This is a genomic window from Streptomyces sp. WAC05292, from assembly GCF_003949955.1.
GTDB classification, from domain to species: domain Bacteria; phylum Actinomycetota; class Actinomycetes; order Streptomycetales; family Streptomycetaceae; genus Streptomyces; species Streptomyces globosus.
Genome location: NZ_RPSE01000489.1, coordinates 1 through 4000, shown reverse-complemented (window position 1 = coordinate 4000; position 4000 = coordinate 1). Strand labels below are relative to the sequence as shown.

Below are 4000 nucleotides of genomic sequence, written 5' to 3'. Positions count from 1 at the left end.
TCGGCGACTGGCAGCAGAAGGGCGCGCCGCGCCCGGAACCGAAGCGCCACCGCACGGGCGAGGCCTCGCCCGTGCGGTGGCGCTTCGGTTCCGGGCGCGGCGCGCCCTTCTGCTGCCAGTCGCCGAAGCGGTGGTGTTCGCGGACCATCGCGCTGAAGCCGGCCCGCGCGTGCTCCCTGTGGTCGTGCACGGTGGCGGCGAGCGCCACCGCGCCGCCTGTGCCGGCCGCGGCGACCAGCCCGAGCGCGATCCAGCGCGTACGCCCCCGGCGCACCAGCCGGGCCACGCGCCCGCGGCCGGCCGCCTTCGGCGGTGCGGTCTGCTCGGGGGGCAGGGGGCCGGTGGTCTCGCTCATGGGGCTGCTCCTCGTGTCGTACGGGTCCGGCTACGGGGGGAATACTGCACCGCGGATCCTGAAGCCCCGCTGAAGGAGTCTGAAGACCTCTTCAGCCTTTCGGCAGGCGGACCTGAGAACCTGTCCCCATGCGCGTACTGGTGGTCGAGGACGAGCGGCGGCTGGCCGCTGCCCTGCAGCGGGGCCTGCAGGCGGAGGGATTCTCGGTGGACGTCGCCCACGACGGGCCGGAAGGCCTGTGGCTGGCCTCCGAGCGGGACTACGACGCCATCGTGCTCGACATCATGCTGCCGGGCCTCAACGGCTACCGGGTCTGCGCCCGGCTGCGGGCCGGCGGCTGCGAGTCCGGCATCCTCATGCTGACCGCCAAGGACGGCGAGTACGACGAGGCGGAGGCGCTCGACACCGGCGCCGACGACTTCCTCTCCAAGCCGTTCTCGTACGTGGTCCTCGTCGCCCGGCTGCGCGCCCTGGTCCGGCGGACCGGCCGCCGGCGCCCGCGGGTGATGGAGTTCGGCGACCTGGTGATAGACCCGGCCAGGCAGCGGTGCACGCGCGGCGGGACGGAGGCGCGGCTGACGTCCCGCGAGTTCGCGGTCCTGGAGTACCTGGCCCGGCGGGCCGGCGAGGTCGTCGCCAAGCGGGACATCCTGGACAACGTCTGGGACGCCGCCTACGACGGCGACCTGAACGTCGTCGAAGTGCACGTCAGCGCGCTGCGCCGGAAGATAGACGCCCCCTTCGGGCGGGCCGCCGTCGAGACCGTGCGCGGTGCCGGCTACCGCCTGGCGGCCGACGGTGGGTGAGTCGGGGACGGCGGCCGCCCGACTGTGCGCCCTCCTGCGGCGGCTGCGGCCGCGGTCCGTGCGGGCCCGGGCCACGCTCGGGGCGAGCGCCGTGGTCGCGATGGCCCTCGGTGCGGCTTCGTTCGCCCTGCTCGGCATCCTCGACGGCAACCTGGTCCGCGGCGCGCAGGCCGATGCCGAGCGGCAGGCGCTCGCCACCGCCGCCACCGCGGCGGGCGGCGGGCTGGAGCCGGTGCTCGTGCCCGGCCGGGGGGCCGACTTCCTCCAGGTCGTCGACGCCCGCGGCCGCGTCCTGGCGGCGACGCCCAACCTGTTCGGCAGCCCCGCCCTCACCGCGACCCGCCCCGGCAAGCCCGGCACCGTCCGCGACACGTGGAAGCGCGGCCCGGTGCGCGGCGGGCAGCGCCACCGCGTCGTCCAGGTCACGACCGTCACCGGTGGCGGCCTCGTCACCGTGTACGCGGGCACCTCGCTGCGGCAGGCCGACGCGGCCGACGAGACGCTCAAAGCCGTCCTGGCCGTGGTCGTCCCGCTGCTCGTCCTCACCGTCGCCCTGGTCACGTGGCGGGTCACCGGATGGGCGCTGCGCCCCGTGGAGACGATCCGCGCCGAGGTCGCCGAGATCAGCGAACGCGACCTGCACCGCCGTGTGCCCGTGCCGCCCAGCCAGGACGAGGTCGCCCGCCTCGCCGTCACGGTGAACGCCACCCTGGACCGGTTGGAGGCCGCGGGGATACGGCAGCGGCGCTTCATCGCCGACGCCTCGCACGAACTGCGCAGCCCCATCACCGTGCTGCGCACCCAGCTGGAGGTGGCCCGCGCCCACCCCGACCCGGCGCTGTGGGAAGAGCTCGTCAGCGGCGCGCTGGAGGACACCGTCCGGCTCCAGGACCTGGCGTCCGACCTCCTGCTGCTGGCCCGCCTCGACACGTCGGAGCCGCCGCCGGACAGCTGCGTGGACCTGGCCGGGGTGCTCCGGGACGCGGCCCGGGAGCGTCGCGGGGGACCGGTGCCCGTCGAGCCGGACCTGCCGGGGGAGGCCACCGTCCGCGGGAGCACGCTGTGGCTGACGCGGCTCTTCGCCAACCTGCTGGACAACGCGCAGCGGCACGCCGAGCGGCGGGTCGTGCTGTCCCTGCGCGTCGACGGGGAGCGCGGGGCGGCGGTCGTGGAGGTGCGCGACGACGGTCCGGGCATCCCCGCCGCGGACCGGGAGCGCGTCTTCGAGCGGTTCACCCGCCTCGACGACGCCCGCAGCCGCGACGAGGGCGGCACCGGCCTGGGACTTGCCATAGCGCGGGACATCGCGACCCGGCTGGGCGGCACCCTCGTCGCGCTCGACGCGCCGCACGGCGCCAGGCTGCGGGCCACCCTGCCGCTCGCCGCCGACTGACTGCCGGCCGGCTTCTGATTGTTCCCCGTTCCGATCCGTTCTGCTTTTTTCCGCCCCTGTCCGTCCGTGTTCACTCCATGCTTGCTTCCGGCTCTTGGAGGGGGCGCCGCCGGTGCCGGGAGCCGCATCCCGAACGGACATCGACAAGACGTGGCAGCCGGAGGACGGCGCATGAAGAACAACCGGATGATCGTCACGGTGGTGGCCCTGTTAGCCATCTCCGCCTTCTGCGCGGTGATGGTCGCGGCCGGGCAGCCCGTGGCGGCCGTCGCCGCCCTGATCCCCTCGATCGCCCTGGGCGTGCAGCAGATCGTGCAGGCGGGCAGCGGACCCGCCGACCGCGGACATGCCGACCGCGGGCCGGCCGACCGCCGGGCCCCCGGCCCCGACGGCCCCGACCGCGGTGCCGAGCCGGTCCCCGGCCGGCCCGCGGAGCGGGGCCCGCACGGGGAGGCGCGGCCATGACGATCCCCTCGGCGTCCGAGGACGTCCCCCAGGACCGCCGCGGCAAGCCGGGCCGGCCCCTCGGCCCCATAGCGGATGGCGCAGGGGCGGCGCACCGCGCCTGGCTGGAGCCGCTTCGGGACGCCTTCCACGACAGCGGCCTCACCCTGGACGAGCTCCGGCTCCGCACCGGACGACCCAAGTCCCACCTCTCCGAACTCCTCCGGGCCGTCGGCCGGTACCCCCGCTGGACGTTCGCCCGGGCCGTGCTGATGGCCCTTCGGCCCCGCGTCCCGTACGAGACGATGCGGCTGCGCTGGGTCATGGCGGCCCGGCACGCCGGCAAGAAGACGTCCTGGATCAAGGACTGCCTGAACGAAGACCGCGGCGGCCCGCTCGCACAGGCCCGCCAGGTCCCGCTGGACTACCTGGCGTTCCAGGAGATGCACCGGCCGCGCTACCGCCGGTACGCGACCGTGTTCCTGCGGCGGCCGGCCCTCGTAGACCGGGCCGTCGGCGACGTGTTCACCCTCCTGCTGCTGCTCTGGCACGACGCGCTCGCCAGCGAGAACCCCGAGCGGTTCGCCTGGCCGATCCTGCGCCAGACCGTCCTCGAACGCGCCCCGAAGGAGGGCGGCCGCCCCTCGCTCGCCCAGACCGCGTTCGACACGGTCGCCCTCGCCACGGCCCCCGACCCGGTCGGCCAGATCGGGGAGAGCATGGCCCTCTTCCGGGCCGTCGCCGAACTCGCCCCGATGCAGCGGGACGTCATCGTCCTGCGCCACCTGTGCGGCATGGAGGACGGCGAGGCCGCCGCCGAACTGGGCGTCTCCCTCGCCTCGGTGCGCTCCACCGAACGGCACGCCAAGCGCAACCTGCACACCATCCTGCACCCCGCGAGCACCGCCGAGGAGGGACACCCCCGTGGCCTCGACCGTTGACGAACTGCTCTCCCGTGCCCGCCTCCGCGACGCCCCGCTCCCGCCCGACGACATCGCGGAC

5 protein-coding genes are annotated in these 4000 nt (G+C 75.2%); 4 read left to right on the top strand and 1 reads right to left on the bottom strand.

From position 1 onward, the window contains the following. A partial coding sequence (locus EF903_RS29795; RefSeq protein ID WP_148142605.1) for a hypothetical protein occupies positions 1-355 on the bottom strand: 355 nt, incomplete at its 3' end. A gap of 128 nt (positions 356-483) precedes the next feature. On the opposite strand from EF903_RS29795, the gene EF903_RS29790 reads away from it, so the two are divergent. The 4 genes from EF903_RS29790 (at position 484) to EF903_RS29775 (ending at position 3939) form a co-directional block, all read left to right on the top strand. Further along, the gene (locus EF903_RS29790; RefSeq protein WP_125548110.1) at positions 484-1161 is read left to right on the top strand and encodes a response regulator transcription factor; all 678 of its coding nucleotides are present in this window, start codon (positions 484-486) and stop codon (positions 1159-1161) included. After that, positions 1127-2554: an ATP-binding protein gene (locus EF903_RS29785; protein WP_312845979.1), complete on the top strand. Its 1428-nt coding sequence runs from the start codon at positions 1127-1129 to the stop codon at positions 2552-2554. Before EF903_RS29790 ends, EF903_RS29785 begins: the two co-directional genes overlap by 35 nt. A 171-nt stretch (positions 2555-2725) precedes the next feature. Further along, positions 2726-3019 carry a hypothetical protein gene (locus tag EF903_RS29780; RefSeq protein ID WP_125548109.1) on the top strand — a complete coding sequence of 98 codons (294 nt, stop codon included), beginning with the start codon at positions 2726-2728 and terminating at the stop codon, positions 3017-3019. Continuing rightward, a complete protein-coding gene (locus EF903_RS29775) occupies positions 3016-3939 on the top strand; it encodes a sigma-70 family RNA polymerase sigma factor (protein ID WP_125548108.1) in 924 nt (307 codons plus the stop codon). The genes EF903_RS29780 and EF903_RS29775 overlap by 4 nt, the downstream gene beginning before the upstream one ends. Positions 3940-4000 lie beyond the last annotated feature (61 nt).